This window comes from Bradyrhizobium diazoefficiens USDA 110 (assembly GCF_000011365.1).
Lineage (GTDB): Bacteria > Pseudomonadota > Alphaproteobacteria > Rhizobiales > Xanthobacteraceae > Bradyrhizobium > Bradyrhizobium diazoefficiens.
Genome location: NC_004463.1, coordinates 7,352,248 through 7,376,440 on the forward strand (window position 1 = coordinate 7,352,248; position 24,193 = coordinate 7,376,440).

General features: G+C 65.0%; 22 protein-coding genes. 8 read left to right on the forward strand and 14 right to left on the reverse strand.

Annotated elements, in window-relative coordinates; translation table 11 throughout:
- Positions 1-17 precede the first annotated feature (17 nt).
- Both BJA_RS33865 and ettA read right to left on the reverse strand, forming a co-directional pair.
- The gene (locus tag BJA_RS33865) at positions 18-1,244 is read right to left on the reverse strand and encodes a lytic murein transglycosylase (protein WP_011089424.1); all 1,227 of its coding nucleotides are present in this window, start codon (positions 1,242-1,244) and stop codon (positions 18-20) included.
- A gap of 7 nt (positions 1,245-1,251) precedes the next feature.
- Positions 1,252-2,901: an energy-dependent translational throttle protein EttA gene (ettA, locus tag BJA_RS33870; RefSeq protein ID WP_011089425.1), complete on the reverse strand. Its 1,650-nt coding sequence runs from the start codon at positions 2,899-2,901 to the stop codon at positions 1,252-1,254.
- Between the two features lie 236 nt (positions 2,902-3,137).
- Between ettA and BJA_RS33875 the strand changes: the two genes are divergently transcribed.
- Both BJA_RS33875 and BJA_RS33880 read left to right on the forward strand, forming a co-directional pair.
- Positions 3,138-3,353, forward strand: coding sequence for a hypothetical protein (locus tag BJA_RS33875; protein ID WP_011089426.1), 216 nt, complete (start codon positions 3,138-3,140; stop codon positions 3,351-3,353).
- A 130-nt stretch (positions 3,354-3,483) separates the two neighbouring features.
- Positions 3,484-4,446 (forward strand): D-2-hydroxyacid dehydrogenase family protein, encoded by a 963-nt coding sequence (locus tag BJA_RS33880; RefSeq protein ID WP_011089427.1) that lies wholly within the window; start codon positions 3,484-3,486, stop codon positions 4,444-4,446.
- Positions 4,447-4,502: 56 nt separating this feature from the next.
- Here BJA_RS33880 and BJA_RS33885 read toward each other — a convergent pair whose 3' ends face one another.
- Positions 4,503-5,705 (reverse strand): L,D-transpeptidase, encoded by a 1,203-nt coding sequence (locus tag BJA_RS33885; RefSeq protein ID WP_063921646.1) that lies wholly within the window; start codon positions 5,703-5,705, stop codon positions 4,503-4,505.
- A gap of 368 nt (positions 5,706-6,073) precedes the next feature.
- On the opposite strand from BJA_RS33885, the gene BJA_RS33890 reads away from it, so the two are divergent.
- Positions 6,074-6,841, forward strand: a complete 768-nt coding sequence (locus BJA_RS33890; protein ID WP_178372671.1) for a hypothetical protein — start codon at positions 6,074-6,076, stop codon at positions 6,839-6,841.
- 2 nt (positions 6,842-6,843) lie between these two features.
- On the opposite strand, the gene sseA is transcribed toward BJA_RS33890, so the two are convergent.
- From sseA to BJA_RS33905, 3 genes are all read right to left on the reverse strand, one after another.
- The gene (sseA, locus tag BJA_RS33895; protein ID WP_038966391.1) at positions 6,844-7,695 is read right to left on the reverse strand and encodes a 3-mercaptopyruvate sulfurtransferase; all 852 of its coding nucleotides are present in this window, start codon (positions 7,693-7,695) and stop codon (positions 6,844-6,846) included.
- Positions 7,696-7,820: 125 nt separating this feature from the next.
- Positions 7,821-8,234 carry a rhodanese-like domain-containing protein gene (locus BJA_RS33900; RefSeq protein ID WP_011089431.1) on the reverse strand — a complete coding sequence of 138 codons (414 nt, stop codon included), beginning with the start codon at positions 8,232-8,234 and terminating at the stop codon, positions 7,821-7,823.
- Between the two features lie 131 nt (positions 8,235-8,365).
- Positions 8,366-9,541 (reverse strand): vWA domain-containing protein, encoded by a 1,176-nt coding sequence (locus tag BJA_RS33905; RefSeq protein ID WP_011089432.1) that lies wholly within the window; start codon positions 9,539-9,541, stop codon positions 8,366-8,368.
- Positions 9,542-9,693: 152 nt separating this feature from the next.
- Here BJA_RS33905 and BJA_RS33910 point away from each other — a divergent pair, with 152 nt between their 5' ends.
- Together BJA_RS33910 and BJA_RS33915 are read left to right on the forward strand one after the other, a co-directional pair.
- The gene (locus tag BJA_RS33910; RefSeq protein WP_011089433.1) at positions 9,694-9,939 is read left to right on the forward strand and encodes a GlsB/YeaQ/YmgE family stress response membrane protein; all 246 of its coding nucleotides are present in this window, start codon (positions 9,694-9,696) and stop codon (positions 9,937-9,939) included.
- Positions 9,940-10,045: 106 nt separating this feature from the next.
- Complete coding sequence (locus BJA_RS33915) at positions 10,046-10,888, forward strand: AAA family ATPase (protein WP_164930931.1); 843 nt, start codon at positions 10,046-10,048, stop codon at positions 10,886-10,888.
- Positions 10,889-12,028: 1,140 nt separating this feature from the next.
- Here BJA_RS33915 and BJA_RS33920 read toward each other — a convergent pair.
- From BJA_RS33920 to BJA_RS33935, 4 genes are all read right to left on the reverse strand, one after another.
- Entirely contained in the window at positions 12,029-13,675 is a 1,647-nt protein-coding gene (locus BJA_RS33920) for a GMC family oxidoreductase (RefSeq protein WP_011089435.1), read from the reverse strand.
- 14 nt (positions 13,676-13,689) lie between these two features.
- Positions 13,690-14,283, reverse strand: coding sequence for a GNAT family N-acetyltransferase (locus tag BJA_RS33925; protein WP_038967669.1), 594 nt, complete (start codon positions 14,281-14,283; stop codon positions 13,690-13,692).
- Positions 14,284-14,422: 139 nt separating this feature from the next.
- Entirely contained in the window at positions 14,423-15,349 is a 927-nt protein-coding gene (locus BJA_RS33930) for an SMP-30/gluconolactonase/LRE family protein (RefSeq protein WP_011089437.1), read from the reverse strand.
- Positions 15,350-15,516: 167 nt separating this feature from the next.
- A complete protein-coding gene (locus BJA_RS33935) occupies positions 15,517-16,350 on the reverse strand; it encodes an AraC family transcriptional regulator (protein WP_038967668.1) in 834 nt (277 codons plus the stop codon).
- A gap of 183 nt (positions 16,351-16,533) precedes the next feature.
- On the opposite strand from BJA_RS33935, the gene BJA_RS33940 reads away from it, so the two are divergent.
- Positions 16,534-17,637: a mandelate racemase/muconate lactonizing enzyme family protein gene (locus BJA_RS33940; protein WP_011089439.1), complete on the forward strand. Its 1,104-nt coding sequence runs from the start codon at positions 16,534-16,536 to the stop codon at positions 17,635-17,637.
- A 9-nt stretch (positions 17,638-17,646) separates the two neighbouring features.
- Here BJA_RS33940 and BJA_RS33945 read toward each other — a convergent pair whose 3' ends face one another.
- The gene (locus BJA_RS33945) at positions 17,647-18,003 is read right to left on the reverse strand and encodes a hypothetical protein (protein ID WP_038967667.1); all 357 of its coding nucleotides are present in this window, start codon (positions 18,001-18,003) and stop codon (positions 17,647-17,649) included.
- A 184-nt stretch (positions 18,004-18,187) separates the two neighbouring features.
- On the opposite strand from BJA_RS33945, the gene BJA_RS33950 reads away from it, so the two are divergent.
- Positions 18,188-18,412, forward strand: coding sequence for a hypothetical protein (locus tag BJA_RS33950; protein WP_011089440.1), 225 nt, complete (start codon positions 18,188-18,190; stop codon positions 18,410-18,412).
- A 213-nt stretch (positions 18,413-18,625) separates the two neighbouring features.
- Here BJA_RS33950 and BJA_RS33955 read toward each other — a convergent pair whose 3' ends face one another.
- Entirely contained in the window at positions 18,626-19,972 is a 1,347-nt protein-coding gene (locus tag BJA_RS33955) for an IS5-like element ISBj5_B family transposase (protein ID WP_011084757.1), read from the reverse strand.
- Positions 19,973-20,222: 250 nt separating this feature from the next.
- A complete protein-coding gene (locus BJA_RS33960; protein ID WP_038967666.1) occupies positions 20,223-20,879 on the reverse strand; it encodes a glutathione S-transferase family protein in 657 nt (218 codons plus the stop codon).
- 180 nt (positions 20,880-21,059) lie between these two features.
- On the opposite strand from BJA_RS33960, the gene BJA_RS33965 reads away from it, so the two are divergent.
- Positions 21,060-22,283 (forward strand): polyhydroxyalkanoate depolymerase, encoded by a 1,224-nt coding sequence (locus BJA_RS33965; RefSeq protein ID WP_011089442.1) that lies wholly within the window; start codon positions 21,060-21,062, stop codon positions 22,281-22,283.
- 31 nt (positions 22,284-22,314) lie between these two features.
- On the opposite strand, the gene BJA_RS33970 is transcribed toward BJA_RS33965, so the two are convergent.
- Positions 22,315-24,138, reverse strand: coding sequence for a diguanylate cyclase domain-containing protein (locus tag BJA_RS33970; RefSeq protein ID WP_370163648.1), 1,824 nt, complete (start codon positions 24,136-24,138; stop codon positions 22,315-22,317).
- Between the last annotated feature and the right edge of the window lie 55 nt (positions 24,139-24,193).

Consider the following 24,193-nt stretch of genomic DNA (forward strand, 5'->3'; position numbering starts at 1 on the left):
TCTTTTGGTCCCGCACGCTATCGCGCCGCCTCGATCGAGCGCAGCACCTCTTCGCTCGGCCAGCAATCGACCTTCAGGCCCGCCGACTTTTGATAAGCACCGAGCGCTGCGCGCGTCTGCATGCCGGCCTTGCCGTCGATCTTGTCCTTGTAGAGCCCGGCGCGCGTGAGCCCGCGCTGCATGGTCTCGACATCCTTGGTGCGCAATTGCTTCGAGGCCGACCACGGCATTGCGAAGGGCAACGGGCTCGTCATGCGGTCGCTGAGATGACCGACGAACAGCACGTAGAGGTCGGAGAAATTGTATTCCTTGATGACGAAGTAGTTCTTCGTGGTCAGGAACGACGGGCCGTAGATTCCTTCCGGCTGTAGCAGCGAGGCCGGCTGCGCCTGCTCCGCGGCGCTGAGCTTTTGTCCACGCACCGGCACGAAGCCTTCGCGCAGCCATTGGCTGATCGGCTTCGTCACCTCCGGCACCCCGGTGGTGCAATCGACCTTCGCCGGCGCCTGCACCTCGTAGGCCCAGCGCACGCCGCTCTGCCACCCCTTGTTGACGAGTTGCTGGGCGGCGGAGGCGAGCGCATCCGGCACCGAGTGCCAGATGTCGATGCGGCCGTCGCGGTCGAAGTCGACGCCGTGCTTGTAATATTCGGACGGCAGGAATTGCGTGAGCCCGGTGGCGCCGGCCCAGGACGAGCGCATGTCCTTGCGTGTCACCACGCCCTCGCCCAGGATCTTCAGCGAGAGGATGAACTCGTTGCGATAGGTGTCCTTGCGGCGCCCGACATAGGCCTGCGTCGCCAGCACGCGGACCAAATCATACGGCAGCGTGTAGCGGCCGTAGTCGGTCTCGCGGCCCCAGATCGCGAGCATGACGGTCGCCGGCACGCCGGAGCTCTTCTCGATCTCGGTCAGCGCGGGACGATATCTTTGCAAGAGCCGCTGCCCCTCGGCGGCAAGGCGCGCGATCGAGGCGTCCCTGACGTAGTCGGCCGGCACCTGCACGAACTCGGCCTGCGACGGCGCGCCGGTCGCCGGCCGGCCCGGCAGGATCAGATCCGGCAGCTTGTAGTCCGGCTCGAGCCCGCGCGTCTCTTGCTCGAACGTCGCGCGCGACACGCCGGCCGCCTGCGCCTCCGGCCAGAGCGAGGCGATGAACTGCGTGAAGGCGGCGTCGGCGGCGCGGGCGGACGACCAGCCGCAGGTGACAACGATCACCGCAGCGATGAGCGCCCGCCGCATCATGCCGCCATCACCGCGTCAGCTTCTTGTACTTCACGCGGTGCGGGATGATGCTGTCCTGGCCGAGCCGGCGCATCTTGTCCTTCTCGTAGTCCTGGAAGTTGCCTTCGAACCATTCGACATGGCTGTCGCCCTCGAAGGCCAGGATGTGGGTCGCGATGCGGTCGAGGAACCAGCGATCATGGCTGATGATGACGGCGCAGCCGGCGAAATCCTCCAGCGCCTCTTCGAGCGCGCGCAGCGTGTCGACGTCGAGGTCGTTGGTCGGTTCGTCGAGCAGCAGGACGTTGGCACCGGACTTGAGCATCTTGGCGAGATGCACGCGGTTGCGCTCACCGCCGGAGAGCGCGCCGACCTTCTTCTGCTGGTCGGCGCCCTTGAAGTTGAACGACGAGCAATAGCCGCGCGAATTGACTTCCTTCTTGCCGAGCAGGATCAGCTCGTTGCCGCCGGAGATCTCCTCCCACACGTTCTTGTTGCCGTCGAGCGCGTCGCGCGACTGGTCGACATAGCCGAGATGCACGGTCTCGCCGACCGTGATGGTGCCCTTGTCCGGCGTTTCCTGCTTGGTGATCATCTTGAACAGCGTGGTCTTGCCGGCGCCGTTGGCGCCGATCACGCCGACGATGCCACCAGGCGGCAGCTTGAAGGTAAGATCGTCGATCAGCAGACGATCGCCGTAGCCTTTGCTGAGGCCTTCGAAATCGACCACGTTGGCGCCGAGCCGCTCGGCCACGGGGATGATGATCTGCGCGGTCTGGGTCTGCTTCTCGCTCGCCTGCTTCAGCAGTTCCTCGTAGCGCTGGTAGCGCGCCTTGGACTTGGCCTGGCGTGCCTTCGGCGAGGACGCGACCCATTCCTGCTCGCGCGCAATCGTCTTCTGGTGCGCGGCGTCCTCGCGGCCTTCCTGCTCCAGCCGCTTCTGCTTCTGAACCAACCAGGACGAGTAGTTGCCCTCGTAGGGAATGCCCTTGCCGCGATCGAGCTCGAGGATCCAGCTGGTGACGTTGTCGAGAAAGTAGCGATCATGGGTGACGATCAGGATCGCGCCGGGATAGTTGCGCAGATGGCCTTCCAGCCACGACACCGACTCGGCGTCGAGATGGTTGGTCGGCTCGTCCAGCAGCAGAAGCTCGGGCTGGTCGAGCAGCAGCCGGCACAGCGCGACGCGGCGGCGCTCACCGCCGGAGAGTTTTGTGACGTCGGCATCGTCGGGCGGGCAGCGCAGCGCGTCCATGGCCTGGTCGACCTTGCTGTCGAGATCCCAGAGGCCCTGGGCCTCGATCTCGTCCTGCAGCTTGGTCATCTCGTCGGCGGTCTCCTCGGAGTAGTTCATCGCCAGCTCATTGTAGCGATCGAGGATGGCCTTCTGCTTGGCGACGCCCAGCATGACGTTCTCGCGCACGGAAAGCTTGGCATCGAGCTGCGGTTCCTGCTCGAGATAGCCAACGCGGGCGCCCTGGGCGACCCAAGCCTCGCCATTATACTCCTTGTCGAGGCCGGCCATGATCTTGAGCAGCGTCGACTTGCCCGAGCCGTTGACGCCGAGCACGCCGATCTTGGCGTCCGGGTAGAAGCTCAGATGGATGTTATCGAGCACCTTCCGGGTCGGGTAGCTCTTGGTCAGGCCCTGCATGAAATAGATGAACTGGCGCGCCATCGGTCCCGTGAAACCTTCGATTTGAGGAAATTTGCTTGCCGCCGATGTAGCGATCCCGCCCCCAAAGGGCAACGTTTTCCCTCCGTTCACCACGGATGAATACGGGATGGACACCATGCTGACGCCAATCCGGACAATTGAAACCATTTTTTAATAAAGCAGGCCAAAGCTCGTCACGGCGCCGAAAAAGACGCCACCCGCGGCAGAAGCGGCGGGGAGAACAGCGAGGCCGCACCATGGCTCTGACCGAGACCAATTCCTTTCCCGTTCCGGCAGAAGCCGGCAGCACCTCCGCGCTCGTCGCGGAGATCAAGGGCTTCTGGAAGGGCTTCTTCGCCACCGCCTTCAACCCCTACCGGCCCGAGCTGCACTACATGCGCGGCCCCGGCCCCGCCTGGCGCGCCAAGCACGGCATGGATGCACCCATCCGGCTGAAGCCCCGCGACCTCTGAGCCCTTTCCCGCTATCGGATTTTTGAAGACGCGAGCTGCTTGCGCGCAGGTGTGATTGCGCGCAACCATGGCCCGGTTCCGACGATGGCGCCCGCCTGGCGCCGTCACCTCTCGCCATGGATGAACGCTGATGACGCGGCTGCGCTGTGCAATTCTCGACGACTATTTCAACATCGCCCTCGACGTCGCCGACTGGCCGAAACTGTCCGACCGCATCGATGTCACCGTGTTCAGCCATCCCTTTACCTCGGAGCAGGCCGCGGCCAGCGCGCTCGCCGATTTCGAGATCGTCTGCGCGATGCGCGAGCGCACCGCGTTCCCCAAGAGCCTGTTCGATAGCTTGCCGAAGCTGAAGCTGCTGCTGACGTCAGGCATGCGCAACGCCTCGATCGACATGGAGGCCGCGAAGGCGAAGGGCGTTGCGATCGGCGGCACGCAATATTCCCGCGATCCCACGGCACCGCTGACCATGGGCCTGATCCTGGAGCTGACCCGCGGCATCGGCCGCGAGAATGCGCGCATGCATGCCGGCGAGCCCTGGCAGACCTTTGCCGGTGTCGAGATCGAGGGGCTGACGCTCGGCATCGTCGGGCTCGGCAAGCTCGGCAGCAAGATGGCGGGCATTGCGAAAGCATTCGGCATGAACGTGATCGCCTGGAGCCCGAACCTCACGCCGGAGAAGTGCAAGGCGGCCGGCGTCGGCTACGCCACCAAGGAGGAGCTGTTCGCCAAGGCCGACATCGTCACCATCCATGTGGTGCTGAGCGAGCGTTCGCGGGGACTGGTCGGCGCTGCGGACCTCGCGCGGATGAAGCCGACGGCCTTCCTCGTCAACACCGCGCGCGGGCCGATCGTGGACGAGCAGGCCCTGCTGGAGGCCTTGCAGCAGCGGAAGATCGCGGGCGCCGGCTTGGATGTGTTCTCGGTCGAGCCGCTGCCGGTCGACCATCCCTTCCGCAAGCTCGACAATCTCGTGCTGACGCCGCATCTCGGCTACGCCACCGAGGACGGCTTGCGCATCCATTACGGCCAGATGGTCGAGGCGATCGACGCCTGGACCCGCGGCGGCGAGCTGCCGCGCAAGCTGGCCTGAAACGAAAAGGGCGTGCCGACGGCACGCCCTTCGCAATCTGAATTGTCTCGCAGCGCCTAGCGCACGGTGACCGGTGCGGGCAGCGGCGGCACCACGGTCGGCTGCGTACCCGGGACGGGGCCGGCCTGGGCCGCCATCGGGGCCGGCGCACCGGGGGTGGGTGCGACGGACGCAGTCGCCGTTCCCGGCGCCGGACCACCCGGCATCACCACCACGCGCGTGCCGACCTTGACCCGGTCGAACAGGTCGGAGACGTCCTCGTTCAGCATGCCGATGCAGCCGGAGGAGACGAACTTGCCGATCGTCGAGGGCTGGTTGGTGCCGTGGATGCGGTAGACGGTCGAGCCGAGATACATCGCGCGGGCGCCGAGGGGATTGCCGGGGCCGCCGGCCATGAAGCGCGGCAGATAGGGCTGGCGCTCGATCATCTCCGTCGGCGGATGCCAATCCGGCCACTCGGCCTTGCGGGTGATCTTCTGCACCCCGGTCCAGGTGAAACCGTCGCGGCCGACGCGGACGCCGTAACGGACCGCGCGGCCATTGCCGAGGACATAGTACAGATAGGTGTTCGGGGTATCGACGATGATCGTTCCGGCCGGCTCCTTGGTCGCGAGCGAGACCTCCTGGCGGCGCAGATTCGGCGGCAACTGTGCCGGCGCGGCGTCGGGCTGCTCCTCGGGCGGAAGCGAGGCGATTGCCATCGGCCGGCCATCGGCGCCAACCGGCGGCTGCCCGGCCTGGACCGCTCCGGTCGCGGCGGGACCACCGACGGCTTCCGGCGGACGCAGGCCGTCGCTGCCGGGGGCCTGCTGAGCGGGACGGTCGGCATAGATCACCGCGGGCGGGCCGGCGGGGCGGCCGTAGCGGGGATCGTCGGGCGACATCACCGGCCCCTGCGGCGGCGCAGCCGAGTAGACGGGAGCGCCGGCGGGACGGCCATAACGGGGATCATCCGGCGACATCACCGGCCCCTGCGGCGGGGCAGCCGAATAGACCGGAGGACCAGCGGGGCGGCCGTAGCGGGGATCGTTGGGCGAGATCGGACCGCCCGGGCCGGGCGGCGGCAGCGATGCCTGCGGCAGCGCGTCGTCGTCATCTTCCAGCGCGTCGAAACTCGGCGTGCGGTCGCCGGGGCGGTATTCAGCCGGAGCGCCGTAGCTCGGCGCCTGCTGGACCGGATAGCTCTGGGCCTGTGCGAGCGAGGTTCCCGCCGCAGCGACTGTTGCGGCAGCGCATATCGTCAGAAAATGTTTGATCATCATCGCTCTTGTATAGTCCCCAGGCCCTATCGGACCGCTAACGGCCAGATGACCGAAGATAGCGGCACATTCAAGACATTACAGGCCGATTTGCGCCGGATTTGCCGATTTGTGATCCGCAAGACTACCGTTGCTCCGTTGCATCACGGGGGCGGAAATCGCATTCCGCCGTGGATTGCCGGAGTCATCGACCCCGATTTTAAGGGAACGGCGCGGAGGGGTTGCGATATGTTCGAATCAGCCTGATTCGCCGCCGCTTTGAGCTCCGATTCCGCGTGGCGAACGCGGCAACCAGTACCGTCACCGCGTTCAGATGGCTCATTGGCCCTGGCCACCTCGCCGCCGGGGCGGAAATTCGCAATCCCTCGATGCTTCCCGGCTTTCGCTTCCTGCTTGCCGCGATCCTGCTGTCAACCTCCATCCTGGTGTTCGGCTTGGGCGCCGCCGCGCTGCTGCGGGCGAGCCACGAGCAGTATGTCAGCAACCCCTCCTGGCGGAACGGCCCGCAGGAGCAGATGTTTGCGCAGGCGTCCGAGCCGGCCCAGCCGGTGCTCGCGGCCTTGCGCGCGGAGCCGGAGCCGGCCGAGCCCACCGCGCCGTCGCTGCGCGACCAGGTGCCGACCATCGCTCTGCCGGTGAGCGAGCCCGAGCAGGTCGCAGCGGTGACGAGTGAGGCTGACGCTCAGCCCCAGGTCGTTACACCGCCGGCTGACACCTCGGCCGTCGAACCGGCCAAGGCCGAGACGACGACGGAAGCCACGGCACCAGCTCCCACCGACACGCTCACCCCTGCCGACACCACGGCATCGATCCCCGAGGCCACCCCTGTCCCGACCGCCGGCGCGCCGGCCCCGGCTGACCCTAGCCTCGCCCTGGAATCCTCGGCGCTCGATGCCGCCTCGGCCAGGATGGCTGCACTGAACGATCCCGCGACCACGGCCTGGAAGGATCCGCCGGCCAAGGCCAAGGCGGACAGCAGCGCACCGGACAGCAAGGCGACGAAGCCGCGGGCGAAGGCGAAGAAGCGGCACCGCGTGGTGCGGCGCCCGCCGCCTCAACAGCTGCAGCAGTCGCTTGACCCGTTTGGACAGCCGCAGCAGACCTTCGCTACGACGACCACGCGCGCGCGCCAGTAAGCTTACGCCGGCCCGGTCGCGACCGGCGGGCCGCCGGCCTGGCCCCATTCCGACCATGAGCCGTCATAGAGCGCGGTATCGGTGATGCCGAGGCGATAGAGCGCGAGCGTCAGCACGCCGGCCGACACACCCGAGCCGCAGCTCGTCACGATCGGCGCATCGAGCTTGACGCCGGCACCGGTGAAGGCGGCACGCAGATCGTCGAGCGGCTTCATCGTTCCGGTCGCGGCATCGAACAGGAGATTGTAGGGCACGTTGCGGGCGCCGGGGATGTGGCCGGAGCGGATGCCCGCGCGCGGCTCGGGCGCGCGGCCCTCGAAGCGGTCGGCGGCGCGTGCGTCGATCACCTGCTCTTTGTTACTTTCGACGTTGGCGACGAGCTGCTGCATGCTGCGCACGCGCTTGGCGTCATAGCTCGCCTTGAACGTCGCAGGCTTCGGCTTCACCTCGCCGCTCTCGACGGGACGCCCCTCCGCGCGCCACTTCTTCAGGCCACCATTGAGGATGCGCACATTGCCGTGGCCGAAAGCCAGGAACATCCACCACGCGCGCGGCGCGGCGACCCAGCCGCCGGCATCGTAGATCACGACCGTGTCGGCATTACCGATGCCGAGATTGCCGACGTCGCGGCCGAACTGCTCGGCGCTCGGATACATATGCGGCAGCGGGTTGGAATGATCCGACACCGCGTCGACGTCGAAGAACACCGCGCCGGGCAGATGCGCGGCGAGATAGTCGTCCTTCGGCAGCGGCAGCACGCCCGGCAGCTTGAAGCTGGCGTCGAGCACTTTAAGGTTGGCGTCGTTGATATGGGCGGCGAGCCATTCGGTGGACACGAGGGGGTCGGGGGTCATCGGTCTTTCCTTGTCATTCCGGGGCGCGCGTAGCGCGAGCCCGGAATCTATCGCGCGGCAGAGATGGTGGATGAATGGATTCCGGGTTCGCGCTACGCGCGCCCCGGAATGACGAAGGGAGAGATCTAGCCCTTCTTCTTCGGCTCCCACTGCTCCGTCGGGCCGCCGGCGTCGCGCCAGGCGGCGTAGCCGCCGGCGATGTGGGCGACGGGCTTGAGGCCCATGTCCTGCGCGGTCTTGGCAGCGAGCGCGGAGCGCAGGCCGCCGGCGCAGTGGAAGACGAACTTCTTGTCTTCCTGGAAGATCGGCTTGGCGTACGGGCTCTGCGGATCGATCCAGAATTCCAGCATGCCGCGGGTGCAGGCGAACGCGCCGGGGATGCGGCCGTCGCGCTCGATCTCGCGGGGATCGCGGATGTCGACGATGACGACGTCACCGTTCTTGGAGATCTCGATGGCGTCCTTGGCGGTGAGCGTCTCGATCTCGGCATTGGCCTCGTAGATCAGCGCCTTGATGCCGCGGGTGATGGTCTGGGGCATGGGTCTTCCCTTCTGTTATTTCGTCATTCCGGGGCGATGCGCAGCATCGAACCAGGAATCCATTTATCGACGAACATTACGGCCCGATGGATTCCGGGTTCGCGCTACGCGCGCCCCGGAATGACGGGAAGCTAGTGCGTCAATTCCTTCATCGCACCCTCCAGCCCCTCGATCGTGATCGGGAACATGCGATTGGTGAAGATGCGCTTGATGATGGTGGTCGATTCCGAATAGTCCCAGTGCTTCTGCGCGACCGGATTGAGCCACACCGTATGCGGATAGGTGCGGATGATGCGGTCGAGCCAGACCGAACCCGGCTCCTCGTTGACATGCTCGACCGAGCCGCCCGGCACCATGATCTCGTAAGGCGACATCGAGGCGTCGCCGACGAACACGACCTTGTAGTCGTGCGGGTATTTGTGCAGCACGTCCCAGGTCGGCGTGCGGTCGGTGAAACGGCGCTTGTTCTGCTTCCACACGCCTTCATAGAGGCAGTTGTGGAAGTAGAAGTACTCCATGTGCTTGAACTCGCTCTTCGCCGCCGAGAACAGCTCCTCGACCTGCTCGATATGCGAATCCATCGAGCCGCCGATGTCGAAGAACACCAAGAGCTTCACCGCGTTGCGCCGCTCGGGCCGCATGTGCACGTCGAGATAACCGTGATTGGCGGTCTCGCGGATGGTGGTGTCGAGATCGAGCTCATCAGGCGCGCCGGTGCGCGCGAACTTGCGCAGGCGCCGCAGCGCCACCTTGATGTTGCGGATGCCGAGCTCGACATTGCCGTCGAGATCCTTGAACTCGCGCTTGTCCCACACCTTCACGGCGCGGTTGTTGCGGTTCTTCTCCTGACCGATGCGGACGCCCTCGGGATTATAGCCGTGGGCCCCGAACGGCGAGGTGCCGGCGGTGCCGATCCACTTCGAGCCGCCCTGATGCCGCCCCTTTTGCTCCTCGAGGCGTTTCTTCAGGGTCTCCATGAGCTTGTCCCAGCCCATGGCCTCGATCTGCTTCTTCTCTTCCTCGGTGAGATACTTCTCCGCGAGCTTCTTCAGCCACTCCTCGGGGATCTCGGCCTTGTCCATGGCCTCGAGCAGGCTCTCCAGCCCCTTGAACACGGTGCCGAAGACGCGGTCGAACTTGTCGAGATTGCGCTCGTCCTTCACCAGCGAGGCGCGCGACAGATAGTAGAAATTCTCGACGGTGTAGTCCGCGAGGTCAGCGTCGAGCGCCTCCATCAGCGTGAGGTATTCGCGCAGCGTCACGGGGACCTGCGCATCGCGCAGAGAAGTGAAGAATTGCAGGAACATGGGTGACAGATTGCCCGTCGGGGGGCGGACGTCAAGGGGCGCTTCACCTCTCCCATTGGGAGAGGTGAAGCGAGATCGCGAACGCTGCTGGACCGGGAGGCTTTTTGCTCTAGAATTGGCCGCCTCACGGGGTTGTTTTGGGGACGTTTGCAATGGGAATTCTCGCAGCACTCATCATCGGCGCGATCGCCGGCTGGCTCGCCGGCAAGATTGTCCACGGGGCGGGATTTGGGCTGATCGGCAACATGGTCGTCGGCATCATCGGCGCGCTGGTTGCGGGCTGGGTGCTGCCTCAGCTGCACATCCAGCTCGCCACCGGCACGGTCGGCGCCATCGTGGATGCCACCATCGGCGCGGTGATTGTGCTCGTCATCCTTTCGCTGATAAAACGGGTCTGAAAGCCTGACCGAACCAGGAACGGCCGCCATGAGCGGCCGTTCCGTTTGTTGGACCAGGGCGATGCCTGCAGGCAAGATCTGGGACGACGACCAACAAGGACGCGCGATGAAATTTACCGGCACCAAGGACTATGTTGCGACCGACGATCTCAAGGTCGCCGTCAATGCCTCGATCGTGCTGGAGCGCCCGCTCCTCATCAAGGGCGAGCCCGGCACCGGCAAGACGGTGCTGGCGGAGGAAGTGGCCAAGGCGCTGAACGCGCCGCTTCTGACCTGGCACATCAAGTCCACCACCAAGGCGCAGCAGGGCCTCTACGAATACGACGCGGTGTCGCGCCTGCGCGACAGCCAGCTCGGCGATGCCCGCGTCTCCGACATCAGGAACTACATCAAGCGCGGCAAGCTGTGGGAGGCGTTCACCGCCGAACAGCGCCCGGTGCTGCTGATCGACGAGATCGACAAGGCCGACATCGAGTTCCCGAACGATTTGCTGCTCGAGCTCGACCGCATGGAATTCCATGTCTACGAGACCGGCGAGACGATCAAGGCGAAGCAGCGCCCGATCATGATGATCACCTCCAACAACGAGAAGGAGCTGCCGGACGCTTTCCTCCGCCGCTGCTTCTTCCACTACATCAAGTTCCCCGACGCCGACACCATGGGCCGGATCGTCGACGTCCACTTCCCCGGCATCAAGAAGCGCCTGGTCGAGGAAGCGCTGCGCATCTTCTTCGAGGTGCGCGAGGTGCCCGGGTTGAAGAAGAAGCCGTCGACCTCGGAGCTTTTGGACTGGCTCAAGCTGCTGCTCAACGAGGACATGAGCGTGGAGCAACTGCGCGAACCGGACCCGCGCAAGCTGATCCCGCCGCTGCACGGTGCGCTGCTGAAGAACGAGCAGGACGTGCATTTGTTCGAGCGGCTGGCGTTCTTGAGCCGAAGGGAAGTGTAGGTCGGCGCGCCGCCAACCACACGCGCGGTGTCGTCCCGGCCTAGTGCGCAATTGCGCACGGGGGCCGGGACCCATACCGCGTGATTTATCGATAAGACTCCGAGGCCAGTACCGCCCACCAAACCACTCCCTAGGGTAATGGGTCCTGGCGTTCGCCAGGACGACGTTGGGGAGGCATTTGCGCGCTGCCTCAACCTCGTCATTGCGAGCGCAGCGAAACAATCCAGAATCCCTCCGCGGAAACAGTCTGGATTGCTTCGCTGCGCTCGCAATGACGGAGGATGAGGTATGGGCTGGTTCTCCAGATGACGCTGTCATTCCCCGCGAAGGCGGGGAATCCAGTACGCCGCAGCCTCTCGGCTCCATCACAACCGCCTCTGGAATACTGGATCGCCCGCCTTCGCGGGCGATGACAGCGAGTGTGTGGTCACAGACACGACTTCGCATCCTCGCGGCGCATTTCGCCCGAGCTTTGCTCTCTCCATCACACCCTCCAGGAAAGAGGGCGCAGGGAAGGCCGGGTGCCGGCTGGCACCCACGGTCCGCCGTGCGAAGGCACACGCAGAAAAACTGCACAGCGGCATACAGGTGAAGCCCAACACACGGCCTTCCCTGCGCAGTGGTCGGACGGCTTATGCCGTGCTCTCCCGGGAGCCGAGTTCGTTCTGGCCTCCCTCGTCCTCGCGGAATTCACCGACACCGCGCCGGTTGACGCGACTGCCGCATCCGCAAGAGCTTGACCGTAGCAACGACGGCCAGGACCACACGGTTTTGCCGTACGCACGCAACGCCGCTCGTCCGCACGAAGTTTTGGGCTCACGGAGAGCAATCCGCCCGGCCCTCAGCCTCTCGCACACGACGCTGCCGCGTCCACCGCAACCCGGCTCGCGTTTCGAACGACTCGCGAACCGCCCCTCTTCGTCGAGCCGGGCTGGCTCGATGTATGCCGCAATTCCGAATTTCGGTAAAGTGGAATATTTTTGCGGGGAGGGGTTGACGGGTGAGCGACACAGCAAATCTAGTAGGGTGGGTTAGCAACAGCGTAACCCACCTCTTTTGTCTCCGCGTCCAGAGAAGTGGTGGGTTACGCCGCGCGGACTGCTCTTCGCGCAGCCGCTAGCTAACCCACCCTCGAAGATCTCACGCCACCGCCGCATCCGGAATCCGCGCGGCTTCCATCGGCACCTTGCCGCGGATCAGGTCCGAGGCGCGGTCGGCGATCATCATCGTTGACGCGTTCAGGTTCGCCGAGATCATGCGCGGCATCACCGAGGCGTCGATCACGCGCAGGCCCTCCAACCCGTGGACGCGGAGCTGGTCGTCGACCACCGCCCAGGTGGAATCCGCCGGGCCCATGCGGCAGGTGCAGCCGGGGTGGAAGGTGGTGGTGCCGCGCTCCGTTGCGGCGGCCAGAAACTCGTCGTCGGTGTTGATGTTGGGGCCGGGGAAATCCTCGTAGGCATAGTAGGGCGACAGCGGCGAACTCTTCAAAAGGCGCCGTGCGAGCTTCATGCCGCCGACGATGACGCGGCGGTCGAGCTCGGCGTCGAGATAATTGGTCTGGATGATCGGCGGCGCGAACGGATCCGCCGAGCGGATGCGGACATAGCCGCGGCTCTCGGGGCGCTGCTGCCAGGACGCCACCGTCATGCCGGGCTCGTCCTCGAGCTGGCCCTGCACGCCTTCCTTGTAGCTTGCCGGCGTAAAGGTGAGCTGCAGGTCGGAGCTCTCGGCGCTCTCGCCGGAATGCCAGAAGCAATAGACCATGGTCGGCGACAGCGAGAGCAGGCCGCGGCGCGCGGTCGCCCATTTCAGCGCCTCGATCCACAGCGAGAAGCCGCGGCGGAGCTCGTTGATGGTCTTGATGTCTTTTACGCGCGCCACCGTGCGCGGGGCGTAGTGATCCTGCAGACCTTCGCCGACCGGCAGCGCGTGACGCACCTGGATGCCGTGAGCACCGAGCAAATCGGGCGAGCCAATTCCGGAGAGCTGGAGCAGCTGCGGCGAATTATAGGTGCCGCCGGACAGGATCACTTCCTTGTTGGCGCGCACCTCGACCGGCGTGCCGCCGCGGCCGCCCTTGGTGTAGCGCACGCCGACCGCGCGCTTGCCCTCGAAGATGATCTCGGTTGCGTGCGCGTGAGTGTGCACATGCACGTTCGGCCGTTTCATCGCGGGCTTCAGGAACGCGGTCGAGCCGGAGACGCGCAGGCCGTTGTTGATGGTGCGCTGGCAGTAGGAGACGCCTTCCTGCTTCGCGCCGTTGTAGTCGGGGTTACGCGGGATGCCGAGCGAGACCGCGCCCTCCATGAAGGCCTCGCAGAGCGGATCGCGCCAGTCCATGGTGGTGACGATGAGGTTGCCGTCGCGTCCGCGATAGGTGTCCTCACCCTCGCCGACCCGCTTCTCCAGCCGCTTGAAGTAGGGCAGCACGTCGGCATAGCCCCAGCCGCGATTGCCCATCTGCGCCCAGGTGTCGAAATCCATGCGCTGGCCGCGATTGTAGATGTGGCCGTTGATCGAGGACGAGCCGCCGAGCGTCTTGCCGCGCGGCGCGTAGATGCTGCGCCCGCCGGTGTAGGGCCCCGGCTCCTGCTGGTAGGCCCAGTTGATGCTCTTCATGTGGAAGGTCTTGATGAAGCCCGCCGGCAGATGGATGTACGGGTGCCAGTCGCTCGGGCCCGCCTCCAGCACGCAGACGCTAACGTTCGGATCTTCGCTGAGCCGGTTGGCAAGCACGCAGCCGGCGGAGCCCGCGCCGACGATCACATAATCAAATCTGTCCATGGTGCCTCGGCCGCTCAGCGCGGCTTGTCGTTGAGTTGAAATTCGAGATGCGCCTGCACGGTCGGCCATTCGGCGGCGGTGATGCTGTAGACCACGGTGTCGCGCAGCGTGCCGTTCGGCGCGACCTGGTGGCTGCGCAGAATGCCGTCCTGCTTGGCGCCCAGGCGCTCGATGGCGCGGCGGCTCTGGTGGTTGAAGTAGTGCGTACGGAATTCGACCGCGATGCAGTTCAGCGTCTCGAAGGCGTGCCGGAGCAGCAGCAGCTTGCACTGCGTATTGAGCGGGCCGCGCTGCGCGCTCTTGCCATACCAGGTCGAGCCGATCTCGACGCGGCGGTTGGCGGCATCGATATTCATGTAGGTCGTCATGCCGACGATGTTGCCGCCGGCGTCGAACACGGTGAACGGCAGCATCGAGCCTGCGGCTTGCAAGGCCAGGCGGCGGTCGATCTCCTTGCCCATGTTCTCAGGCAGGGGAATCGCAGTGTACCAGAGCTTCGAGAGCTCGCCGTCCTTCACGGCCTCGGTCAGCCCCTCGATATGCTGACGCGACAGCGGCTCGAGACGGGCGTGCTGTCCACGCAGGGTGATGGGATCGGGCCAGGGCATATATCGTTCCTCATGAATGTCATTCCGGGATGGTCCGAAGGACCAGACTATGGTGCGCAATTGCGCACCTGAGAATCTCGAGATCCCGGGTTCTATGCTCCGCATAGCCCCGGGATGACAATCGCGTTTTACGCGATTGTCACTTGTTCAAGAAGTTCAACGGCAAACCACCGCGCGGCCAGTCCATGGCGATCAGCTCGCCCTTGCCTGACAGCGTGATGTAGGCGGTCTTCAGCCCGGGGCCGCCGAAGGCGATGTTGGTGGTGACGCGGTCGCCGGTCGGCACCTGCTCGACCAGGGTGCCGTCAGGCGCGATCACCGAGATGCAGCCGGAGACGAGGGTGGCGACGCAGACATTGCCGCCAGCTTCCACCGCGAGCGAGTCGAACATCTGGTAGCCGCCGAGGCCGCAGATCGGCTTGCCCCGCTCGCCGCGATAGATCACCTCGCGCGGCCTCAGCGTACCGGGCGCGGAGAGCTCATAGGCCCAGAGCCGCGCCGTCGGCGTCTCCGCGATGTAGACGGTGTTCTCGTCCGGCGAGAGCCCGATGCCGTTGGCCGGCAGCACGCCGTGCACGACCTCCACGACCTCTTTCATGCCGGGCTTGAGATAATATATGCCGCCGACGTCCATCTCGCGCGCGCGGCGCTTGCCGAGATCGGAGAACCAGAGGCCGCCGTGCCTGTCGAACACCAGATCGTTCGGCCCGCGCAGCTCGTGCTCGCCGCATTTGGTCACGACGGTCTCGACCTTGCCGGATTGCAGGTCGACTCGCTGGATCGAGCCGCCGAGATAGTTGTCCGGCTGCGGGCCCGGCATGATCATCTGGCCGGTCGGAATCCAGGAGAAGCCGCCATTGTTGCAGATGTAGATCTTGCCGTCGGGGCCGAGGGCGGCGCCATTCGGTCCGCCCGGCACCTTCGCCACGATCTCCTTGCGGCCGTCGGGATAGACGCGGGTCAGGCGCTGGCCGCGGATTTCCACCAGCACCACCGAACCGTCCGGCATCACGACCGGCCCTTCGGGAAATTCGAGGTCGGTGGCGAGAACGCGGACGTCAGACATTGAGACCCTCCCGGCTGCTTGTTATGGCTTGCACGGGATGTCCGGCACGGGCCCCACACGCAAGATTTGCCTGCGGTTATGACAAAGTCACCGGGGCTTGCCAAGCAAGCGGGACGGTATGCCAGCGTTGCGCCGCAAGGCGCGATTAAGGGTCATCGCGGATCGTGCTACCCGCGCACCGGCACCCAGATCTCGAAGCCGCCATTGCCGGTCGCGGGATCGAATTTTTCGTCGTAGCGCTCGAAGCTCGGCGCGTCCGCGGCCTTCAGGCCGGAGGCGGGCAGCCACTGATTCCAGATCGTGTTGACGGTGCGCCTGATCGAGGCGACGTGGTCGGTGTGGGCGAACACCGCATAGCGCTGCTCGGGGATGCGGATGCGGCCGAAGCGGCGCGGCAGGTCGGAATAATCGCTGACCTCGACACCGGCGATGTAGTCGAAATTGCCGGCATCGTCGCCGTTGCAGCAGACGCCATAGGCGACGTTGCCGACACGCGCCGGAATGTCGGCGACCTCCTGGTGGAAGCGCTGCCACATCCCCGGGATGATCGCGCCGTTGTCGCAGGAGATGCGTTCACTGATGCCGGCGACGAGGAAGGCCGTTGCGGTCTCGAAACGCGGCGGGGCGAGAGTGTCTGAGATGGTGGAGTCCATGAGGATCGGCTCCTGAAGCTTGAGATGGCCGGTACACGTCGCGGCCCGCACCGCTTCGGGTGTGGTGCCAAACTGGTCGCGGAACGCGCGGGTGAATGCTTCGTGCGAGCCGTAATCCGCCTCCAGCGCCAGCGACAGAATGTCCGGCGCGCCGTTCGCAAGACTGCGCGCCGCCTCGGTCAGCCGCCGCGCGCGCACGTAACGCATCACCGGCAGGCCGGTGGCTGCGGCAAACGCGCGCACGATGTGGAACCGCGACACGCCCGATATCGCAGCGATCTCGTCGAGCGTCATCGGCTCGGCCAGATGGCTCTCGATATACCAGAGCGCGCGCTGGGCTGGATTCATGCTGGTTCGGGCCCTCGTTCGAAGCGCGACCATGATGCACGGAACGCCGCGGGCTTCGCTTGATCGGCGTTGCGGTCCCGCAAGAGAATAACGCCGGCACAGCCACTGGCAACGTCCCGGCGTTCATGGCTACGCTCGGGACGTCCTTGAAACCGCTCACAAGAAAGCAGGAGGAACCGCGTCATGAAGATCACCGATGTGCGGGCGCACCAGATCCGCATCCCCTATGACGCCGGTGTCGCGAGCTTCCGCCAGGGCGCCTCCGCCATCACGGCGCTCGACATGGTGATCGTCGAGGTCACGACCGATGCCGGACTGACCGGCTGGGGCGATGCCTTCGCCTATGTCTGCCCCCGCACCACGCGCAGCGCCGTCGAGGAGATGATCGCACCGCAGGCCCGTGGGCTTGAGGTTCCCGATGCCGCCGGCATTGCCGCGGTGATGGAGCAGATCCAGCGCAATCTGCATCTGTTCGGCCGCTACGGCATCACCATGTTCGCGATCTCCGGGCTCGACATCGCGCTGTGGGACCTCGCCGCGAAGATCAAGGGCGTGCCGGTGCACCGCCTGCTCGGCGAGACCAGGCGCCCGGCCATTCCGGCCTATGCGAGCCTGTTGCGGATCGGCTCGCCCGACAACATCGCGGCCGAATGCAAGAAAGCGCTCGCGCTCGGCTATGGCGCCATCAAGCTGCACGAGACCACGGCGCCGGCGGTCTATGCCGCGCGCGAGGCGATCGGGCCGGGCGTACCGCTGATGGTGGACATGAACTGCCCGCTGTCGGGCGAGCAGGCGATCGCGTTCGCCGGGACATGCCGGGACGCGCAGCCGATGTTCCTGGAGGAGCCGGTCTGGCCACCGGAGGATTTTGCCGCGCTCGCCGAGGTCCGCAGCAAGGGCGGGCTCGGCGTCGCCGCCGGCGAGAACGCCTGTACGGAACATCAATTCCGCCAGATGATGAATGCGGGCGCGGTGAGCCACGCCCAGCCGTCGGTAATCAAGGTCGGCGGCATCACGGAGTTCCTGAAGGTCGCGGCGCTCGCCGATCGGCTCGGCGTCAAGATCGTCCCGCACTCCCCGTATTTCGGCCCCGGCCTGCTTGCGACCTTGCATCTGCTGGCGGGGCGCGACGACGGGTTCGTCGAGATGTTTTACCTGAAGCGCGAGGCCTGCCTCTGGGGCGGCCGCGCCGACGTCGATGCCACCGGCCATGTCGCGGTGCCGACTGGGCTTGGGCTCGGCTATGAGCCCGACCGCGGCGTGATGGAGCGATATCGCGTCGCGTGAGCGCGGCGCCTATTTCGCCGCGTCCTTGGCCGGCGGTGCGTCCTGCTTCTTCTTCACGTCCTCCGCGATCTTCGTTTGCGCGGCCTGGAGATCGCCGAGCGTCTTCTGCAAGCCGGCAAGGCTCGTCTTCAACGCGTCGATCTGGCGATTGGCGGCATCCAGCTTCTGCTGGTGATCGAGGTTGAGCTTGGTGATCGTCTTCTGGAGGAAATCGACGTTGCTCTGGAGGCAGCTGGTGCGCCGCTCCATGGTCTTCTCGACGGTGCAGATCTCGATGCCGGGCACGTCCTGCGCGCGGAGCGGCGCGATCGCCAGCGTGGCGAGCAGCAACATCACGACACAGACGCCGGCGCTTCGAAACGGCATGCAGGTTCCTCGTCAAATTGATCACGGCAATGTGCGCTGTTTGCGCACAGCCGCCGGACGCTACCACACTCGTACCGCATTCTCGCGTTGAGCTTGGCTTGTTCCCTTGGGACAGGGAGCAGTGAACCGCGCGCGGAAGAAATGGGCGCTCTTTCCGCGGCTTTGATTAGGGGAGATTTTTGGAATGGCAACGCGCGATAGACGTCTGGCGGAATTCGACGGAGCCGGTGAACCGCCTCCTGGCTTGCCGGTCGAAGTGCTGTGCGAGGATCACAGCGGAACGTATCAACTGCCGTTCGCCTGCCGCTATGTCGAGGGACGCTGGCAGAACCACGAGGCCGGCATCGCGGTCGAAGCGACCGTGATCGGCTGGCGCTTGCCGCGTGTGAAGCACTCCGGCGTCGCCTGACAGCGGCTTCTGTTCCAAAATGCAACGGGGCCGCGCTCCGCCTTAACCTTCGGAACGCGGTTCGAACGAATCGCGTCCGAATCAGCCGAATCGCCTCGTCCACGCCTGTTCACGGCTAGATGTCGACGCGGGTCTGTTTTCGCGCACAATATCTGCGCGACGGCCGGGTGGGCTCGAGCCTGGAGCCGGCGCCAAAGGTTAACGGGTCGTCCGTTAAGAAGCCGGATTGATCGAGGCTGGCCGGGCGAGCGTGCGCCATAGCTGGGCCAGGAACAGGCACAAGAGATATCTCAGCCAGGCGAGGATGCGGCGGAAGTTGTGTCCGACGGCTGAGAGGACGACGTTGGCGGCATCGCCGGCGCGGCCTTTGAGGTAGCAGCGCCCGAGGTGGCCTTCCGCCTTCAGGTGTCCGATGATGGGCTCGATGGCGGAGCGGCGGCGCAGCTCGCGCTTGATGACACCGAAAACGCCGCGCTTCTGGCCGGAGATGAAGACGCGACGGGGATTTTGTGCGTCGTGGCCGCGGTATCCCTTGTCGACATAGGCCCGCTCGATCGGACAGCCGGTGAGTGTCTCGGTGCGGTCAATGACGTCCCGCAAGGTGTGACCGTCGTAGGGGTTGTCGGGCAGTGCGCTGGCGTGCAGCACGAACAGGCCACCGGGAGCCCGGCGGTTGTTGGTGACGATGGAGGCCTTCACGCCGAACTCGTAAGGCGCGCTGGCCTTGCCCTTGCCGATGCACTCCACTTCCGGGGCATGGAAGGAATAGAGCTTCCAGCCGCGCTGGCGCTGCTGCTGCGAGCGGATCTGCGTGGCCCGGCCGAGCGGGAGGGCGAACGCCTGCTCCAGTGCTGGCTGGCCTTCGATCTTGCGGCGGATGTCGCGGATGATCCGGCCCAGCCGGCTACGCAGGATACGCAACTGCCGCTGATGCCGCCTGAACTGTTTGGCATGGGCGTAGCGGCCGGCCATCATCGCGGCGGCCTTGGCGATGCGAGCATAGGATTGCCGCAGCCTGACGCCGTGCCTGATCGCCAGGCGGTTGAGCCCCTTGATGGCCGCATGCAGCAGCTTGGCATCGGTCGGAAAGGTGATGGCCTTCGGCTGCACCGTGGTGTCGACCGTAACCCGCTTGAGGTCCTGGCTGCGTAATGCACCGGCCTCGTGCGCTACCCGCAAGCTCTCGGCCAGCAGCAACTCCAGCTTGTCGCCAAGCCGCTTGCGCCAATGGCTCAGGTCCGAGCGCTCGTGCGGGAACGTGTGCTGAAAGAACTCTTCCCCGGTGAAGAACTGGAAGTATGGGTCATGGACCCAGCGCTCGCACACCTCCTCATCGGACAGCCCGTAAATGTGCTTGAGCAACAGCAGACCGATCATGAAGCGCGTCTCGATCCCGGGCCTGCCGTTCTCGCTGTAGAGCGGCGCGATCTCGCCGTCGATCCAGTCCCAATCGACCTTGCCGGCGAGCAGAACCAGCTCGTGCTTCATATTGATGATCTGGTCGAGCCGAGCCCGGAACAGATCGTTCGATCCCGTCGTCTTGTGCTTCTTCGGCCGCATCGTTCCCTCCGATGCAGACAAGGAATCATGCTTCCCGCTTCGAGGGAATCCACGAAAACCAAATCGCAAGGTTCTGACGCCCAAAGCATCAAAACCTTGCAATCTGGAAATGCCCCTTAGCCCAAATCGAGATTCCCGATCAGTGGCTTAGTCCTTCTTCACGGACGACTAACGGTGGACAAGGCATGGCTCGCACCGCCGCCCCAGCCGGTCCCCGCCCCCGAAACAGGCAGGCCACCGCAACGCCTGCCTAATATTCGACCTCGAGCTCCTCGATCTCGGCCGGCTCTTCCTTGGCCGCCGCGATCCATTCCTGCATCTCGGGCATGGCCATGATGGTATCGGCGTAGGCCTTCAGAAGCGGCTCGAGCTTGACGTCATAGGTCACGAAGCGCGTCACCACGGGCGCGTACATCGCATCCGCCATGGTGCGCCTCTCACCGAACAGGAACGGGCCGCCCGATTTCTCCAGGCAGTCGCGCCAGATGGACCAGACGCGGTCGATGTCGGCCTGCGCGCGCGACCAGATCTTGAAGCCGGGGAAGTGTCCCTTCAGATTGACCGGCAGCGAGGCGCGCAGCGTGGTGAAGCCGGAATGGATTTCGCCGCAGATCGAGCGGCAATGAGCGCGCTGGACGCGGTCATCCGGCAACAGGCCGGCGTCCGGCATCACCTCGTTGAGGTATTCGGCGATCGCCAGCGTATCCCAGACAGTCGCGCCGTCGTGGCGCAGACATGGCACCAGGATCGACGACGACAGCAACAGGATTTCGGCACGCGCGGAGGCATCGTCGGGCGCGGTCACGATCTCCTCGAAATCGAGCCCGGAAAACTTCGTCAGCAGCCAGCCACGCAGCGACCAGGACGAGTAGTTCTTGCTGCTGATGGTCAGTGTCGCCTTCGCCATATGGCCTCTTCCCTCACGCCTGAGATGGGCACCCCGCCCGGCCCGCGGCATGCCCACTACCTGTGCTTCCAATGTGTACACCCCGCTTGAAGAGCAAGCGATGTGCCAGTTTTACGGGCGATTTGACTCAGTTTTGGCTTCGATATTGCATGGCACCATGGGACAGGTGGGCGCTTCAGTATGATGTCGATGTATTATCAAGCCTTTCAGAACCAGATGGACCTGACGGCGCCGTGGCGCGCGGGCGCCTCGTCTGCGCTCAAATTCCTCAACCTGGTGCCGCAGGGCGTGTCGCACCAGGTCGTCGGCCGGCTGTCGGCGGCGCTGGAGCTGATCTCGCGCTCCACCCTCACCTACCATCGCCCGGCCTACGGCATCGACAGCGTCATGGTAGGCAACCGTGAGGTCGCCGTCACCGAGGAAATCGCCTACGCGACCCCGTTCGGCTCGCTGCTGCACTTCAAGAAGCAGGGCGTGCCCGAGCAGCCGCGCATGCTGCTGGTGGCGCCGATGTCCGGCCATTTCGCGACGCTGCTGCGCGGCACCGTGAAGACGCTGCTCCAGGACCACGACGTCTACATCACCGACTGGCACAATCCGCGCGACATTCCGCGCAGCGAGGGCCGCTTCGGGCTCGACGACTACACTGATCATCTCATCGACTTCCTCGGCCAGCTCGGCCCGCGCCCGCATATGGTGGCGATCTGCCAGCCGTCGGTCTCGGCGCTCGCGGCCGCCGCCGTCATGTGCGAAGGCAACCATCCCTCGCGGCCGGCCACGCTGACGCTGATGGCAGGGCCGATCGACACGCGGATCCAGCCGACCAGGGTGAACGAGTTCGCCAAGAGCAGGCCGATCGACTGGTTCGAGCAGAACCTGATCAACTACGTGCCGGTGCAGTGCCGCGGCGCGCTGCGCAAGGTGTATCCGGGCTTCGTGCAGCTCACCGCCTTCGTCTCGATGAATCTCGAGCGGCACATCAAGCAGCACATGGACCTCGCCAACCACATCGCCAAGGGCGAGAAGGAAAAGGCGGCAACCATCAAGACCTTCTACGACGAATATTTCGCGGTGATGGATCTGCCCGCGGAATTCTACATCGAGACCGTGCGCGACGTATTCCAGGAGCATCTGCTGCCGCAGGGCAAGCTGATGCATCGGGGACGGCCGGTGAACACCAAGGCCGTCAGCCGCATGGGGCTGATGACGGTCGAGGGCGAAAAGGACGACATCTGCTCGATCGGCCAGACGCTCGCCGCGCAAGACCTCTGCACCGGCGTGCGCGCCTATCGCCGCGTGCACCACATGCAGGCCGGCGTCGGCCATTACGGCGTGTTCTCCGGCAAGCGCTGGAACAACGAGATCTATCCGCTGCTGCGGGATTTCGTGCACGTGAATTCGTGAGGCGCACGCCGCGCCGCGCGAGGGCTGCTCTTCAAGCCCGTATCGAGCCGGGCCACGCGACGACTTGCCCTGACATCACAAGGCGGTTGCGTCCGCTCTCCTTGGCGGCGTAGAGCGCTTTATCCGCAGCCACAATCAACGACGTGCAATCCGCCTTGTCGGCGAACGACATATGTGTGGCGCCACCAATACTGAGGGTGACCTGCTTGGATGGCGGGTTGAGCGCGTGGAGGATGCCGAGGTCCTGAATCGCTTGCCGGATTCGCTCGCCGACCTGCTCGCACCCTCCCATGTCGGTGTTTGGCAGCAGCAAGGCGAATTCCTCACCACCATACCGAGCGGCTACGTCTGCAGGCCGTCTGGCCTGCTCCGCCAGGACCCCGGCGACCGAGCGAAGACATGCATCGCCCGCCTGATGCCCGTACTGATCGTTGAAACGCTTGAAATGATCGACGTCCATCAGCAACAGCGACAGAGGCGTTCCTTCGCGCTTCGCCCGGTCCCATTCCGCCTCTAGCCGCTCGTCGAAGTGTCTGCGGTTTGCCAGGGCCGTCAGGCCATCCGAACTGGCGAGAGCCGACAGCTTATCCTCCAGGTCCTTACGTTCGGTCATGTCGCGCGAGATCGCCACCACGCCGTTGATGTCTCCACTCTGCGCACTCCTTGCGACGCGCAGCGCGGTTTCGATCCAGACCTCGCCCTTCTCGCGATGCCGAGTGCGATAAGTGATTCTAGCCTCCTCGGCTTCGCCGTTCATCAGCGCGGAGATCGTTTGCTCAACCCGGGCCAGGTCCGCGGGATTTATGCCGGCAAGGGCCGACGTATCTACCAATTCGTTCGGAGCCCAGCCGAGAACCCGCGCGCTGGACGGCGACGTATAGAGGATGCGTCCATCGAGCGCGATGCGCATGACCATGTCTCCCGACTGCTCCGCAAGGAGGCGGAAATCCGCCTCCTTGGCGATCAGGGCGGCGGCCATCTTTTGCCGCAGGTGCAACTGGCGCACCAGCAAAAGCCCTGCAACAGCGAGCCCTCCTATCAGTCCCAGCACCGCAGCCATGCGCATCAGCGCGGCCCTGCGCCATGGCGCCAAGACGTCGTCTTCCGATTCCGTCGCAACCACGAGAACGGGGTAGCGACTGCTCAGTTGATAAAAGCTCAGTCGCCGAACGCCGTCGAGAGGCGACGTGAAGTAGTAGACGCCCGCAGCCGGCCGCTCGCGGAAATTCCTAAAGAGCGGTGCCTTCGACAGATCGCGGCCCGTGTATCCGTTGTCCGGGCTACGCGCGAGGACAATGCCTTTCGCTGTCGCCAGTGAAATTGAGCCGTTCTGGCCAACGTCGAACCCGCGATAGAATTGCAGAAAGTAGTCGACATCGATCGTGGTAAGAGCCACTCCGGCAAAACTGCCGTCAGGATGATTGAAGCGCCTTGACGCGGTGATGATCCATTGCCCGCCCGACCTGCTCCTCACTGGAGGCCCGATGAAGGTTCCCCGATCAGCCATGGCGCGATGATGCTGGAAATACTCTCGGTCGCTGTTGTTGAGACTGGCGAAATCCACAGGCTCGCTGGTCGCGAGCCAGCGGCCGGTCTCGTCATAGACGAACACGGCGCGGATCCGGTTCGCGGCTTTGCGCCGGGAAAGAAAGGTCTGAATCTTGGCGATTGCCGCCGGGCTGGTTCCCTCGAGTTCGAGTTGGCCAACCAACACATTGAGAACGGTGTCCGCGAGTTCGAACGTATCGTCCGCGTGTTGCGTCACCGACCGGGCCAGATTGGCCATGTCCGTTTCGGAGCCCTTCAGCAGCGTCTGTCGCGAGGACCACTCCCGCCAGCCGCTGAGCGCGACCATCGCCAAGCAAGCGACCGCCACAAATGCGGAGGCCCAGAGCGTCAGACGCCCCGGG

What these genes read in the sequence shown, in the direction of transcription:
- BJA_RS33910 (WP_011089433.1), top strand. Translation starts at nt 9,694, where the DNA reads ATGGGAATTCTCGCAGCACTCATCATCGGCGCGATCGCCGGCTGGCTC.
- BJA_RS33930 (WP_011089437.1), bottom strand. Translation starts at nt 15,349, where the DNA reads ATGTCTGACGTCCGCGTTCTCGCCACCGACCTCGAATTTCCCGAAGGG.
- BJA_RS33950 (WP_011089440.1), top strand. Translation starts at nt 18,188, where the DNA reads ATGGCAACGCGCGATAGACGTCTGGCGGAATTCGACGGAGCCGGTGAA.
- BJA_RS33935 (WP_038967668.1), bottom strand. Translation starts at nt 16,350, where the DNA reads ATGAATCCAGCCCAGCGCGCGCTCTGGTATATCGAGAGCCATCTGGCC.
- BJA_RS33875 (WP_011089426.1), top strand. Translation starts at nt 3,138, where the DNA reads ATGGCTCTGACCGAGACCAATTCCTTTCCCGTTCCGGCAGAAGCCGGC.
- BJA_RS33885 (WP_063921646.1), bottom strand. Translation starts at nt 5,705, where the DNA reads ATGATCAAACATTTTCTGACGATATGCGCTGCCGCAACAGTCGCTGCG.
- BJA_RS33920 (WP_011089435.1), bottom strand. Translation starts at nt 13,675, where the DNA reads ATGGACAGATTTGATTATGTGATCGTCGGCGCGGGCTCCGCCGGCTGC.
- ettA (WP_011089425.1), bottom strand. Translation starts at nt 2,901, where the DNA reads ATGGCGCGCCAGTTCATCTATTTCATGCAGGGCCTGACCAAGAGCTAC.
- BJA_RS33945 (WP_038967667.1), bottom strand. Translation starts at nt 18,003, where the DNA reads ATGCCGTTTCGAAGCGCCGGCGTCTGTGTCGTGATGTTGCTGCTCGCC.
- BJA_RS33905 (WP_011089432.1), bottom strand. Translation starts at nt 9,541, where the DNA reads ATGTTCCTGCAATTCTTCACTTCTCTGCGCGATGCGCAGGTCCCCGTG.
- BJA_RS33960 (WP_038967666.1), bottom strand. Translation starts at nt 20,879, where the DNA reads ATGGCGAAGGCGACACTGACCATCAGCAGCAAGAACTACTCGTCCTGG.
- BJA_RS33865 (WP_011089424.1), bottom strand. Translation starts at nt 1,244, where the DNA reads ATGATGCGGCGGGCGCTCATCGCTGCGGTGATCGTTGTCACCTGCGGC.
- BJA_RS33970 (WP_370163648.1), bottom strand. Translation starts at nt 24,138, where the DNA reads ATGGTCGCGCTCAGCGGCTGGCGGGAGTGGTCCTCGCGACAGACGCTG.
- BJA_RS33940 (WP_011089439.1), top strand. Translation starts at nt 16,534, where the DNA reads ATGAAGATCACCGATGTGCGGGCGCACCAGATCCGCATCCCCTATGAC.
- BJA_RS33955 (WP_011084757.1), bottom strand. Translation starts at nt 19,972, where the DNA reads ATGCGGCCGAAGAAGCACAAGACGACGGGATCGAACGATCTGTTCCGG.
- BJA_RS33965 (WP_011089442.1), top strand. Translation starts at nt 21,060, where the DNA reads ATGATGTCGATGTATTATCAAGCCTTTCAGAACCAGATGGACCTGACG.
- BJA_RS33880 (WP_011089427.1), top strand. Translation starts at nt 3,484, where the DNA reads ATGACGCGGCTGCGCTGTGCAATTCTCGACGACTATTTCAACATCGCC.
- BJA_RS33890 (WP_178372671.1), top strand. Translation starts at nt 6,074, where the DNA reads ATGCTTCCCGGCTTTCGCTTCCTGCTTGCCGCGATCCTGCTGTCAACC.
- BJA_RS33915 (WP_164930931.1), top strand. Translation starts at nt 10,046, where the DNA reads ATGAAATTTACCGGCACCAAGGACTATGTTGCGACCGACGATCTCAAG.
- BJA_RS33925 (WP_038967669.1), bottom strand. Translation starts at nt 14,283, where the DNA reads ATGCCCTGGCCCGATCCCATCACCCTGCGTGGACAGCACGCCCGTCTC.
- BJA_RS33900 (WP_011089431.1), bottom strand. Translation starts at nt 8,234, where the DNA reads ATGCCCCAGACCATCACCCGCGGCATCAAGGCGCTGATCTACGAGGCC.
- sseA (WP_038966391.1), bottom strand. Translation starts at nt 7,695, where the DNA reads ATGACCCCCGACCCCCTCGTGTCCACCGAATGGCTCGCCGCCCATATC.